Origin of the sequence: Neisseria sp. HMSC061H08 (assembly GCF_001836795.1) — a bacterium.
Taxonomy (GTDB): domain Bacteria; phylum Pseudomonadota; class Gammaproteobacteria; order Burkholderiales; family Neisseriaceae; genus Neisseria; species Neisseria subflava_A.
Genome location: NZ_KV830593.1, coordinates 1 through 1,174, shown reverse-complemented (window position 1 = coordinate 1,174; position 1,174 = coordinate 1). Strand labels below are relative to the sequence as shown.

Annotated in this window: 1 protein-coding gene; it reads left to right on the top strand. The window is 48.7% G+C overall.

Annotated elements, in window-relative coordinates:
• Position 1 precedes the first annotated feature (1 nt).
• On the top strand, positions 2-1,174 hold a 1,173-nt coding region (gene tuf / locus HMPREF2675_RS10650; RefSeq protein WP_021437265.1), incomplete at its 3' end, for an elongation factor Tu.

Genomic DNA, 1,174 nt, shown 5'->3' with positions numbered 1-1,174 from the left:
CATGGCTAAGGAAAAATTTGAACGTAGCAAACCGCACGTAAACGTTGGCACCATCGGTCACGTTGACCATGGTAAAACCACTCTGACTGCTGCATTGACTACTATTTTGGCTAAAAAATTCGGTGGCGCTGCAAAAGCTTATGACCAAATCGACAACGCTCCTGAAGAAAAAGCTCGTGGTATTACCATTAATACCTCACACGTAGAATACGAAACTGAAACCCGTCACTACGCACACGTAGACTGCCCGGGCCACGCCGACTACGTTAAAAACATGATTACCGGTGCTGCCCAAATGGACGGCGCGATCTTGGTATGTTCCGCAGCTGACGGTCCTATGCCACAAACTCGCGAACACATCCTGTTGGCTCGCCAAGTAGGTGTACCTTACATCATCGTATTCATGAACAAATGCGACATGGTTGACGATGCCGAGCTGTTGGAACTGGTTGAAATGGAAATCCGTGACTTGTTGTCAAGCTACGACTTCCCAGGCGACGACTGCCCAATCGTACAAGGTTCTGCATTGAAAGCTTTGGAAGGTGATGCTGCTTACGAAGAAAAAATCTTCGAACTGGCTGCTGCTTTGGATAGCTACATCCCAACACCTGAGCGTGCTGTGGACAAACCTTTCTTGTTGCCTATCGAAGACGTATTCTCTATCTCTGGCCGTGGTACAGTAGTAACCGGTCGTGTAGAGCGCGGTATCATCCACGTTGGTGACGAGATCGAAATCGTAGGTCTGAAAGAAACCCAAAAAACCACTTGTACCGGTGTTGAAATGTTCCGCAAACTGCTGGACGAAGGTCAAGCAGGTGACAACGTAGGCGTATTGCTGCGTGGTACTAAACGTGAAGACGTAGAGCGTGGTCAAGTATTGGCCAAACCAGGTACCATCACTCCTCACACCAAGTTCAAAGCCGAAGTATACGTACTGAGCAAAGAAGAGGGTGGCCGTCACACTCCATTCTTCGCTAACTACCGCCCACAATTCTACTTCCGTACTACCGACGTAACTGGTGCAGTTACTTTGGAAGAAGGCGTAGAAATGGTAATGCCAGGTGAGAACGTAACCATTACTGTAGAACTGATTGCACCTATCGCTATGGAAGAAGGTCTGCGCTTTGCGATTCGCGAAGGTGGCCGTACCGTAGGTGCAGGTGTGGTTTCTTCT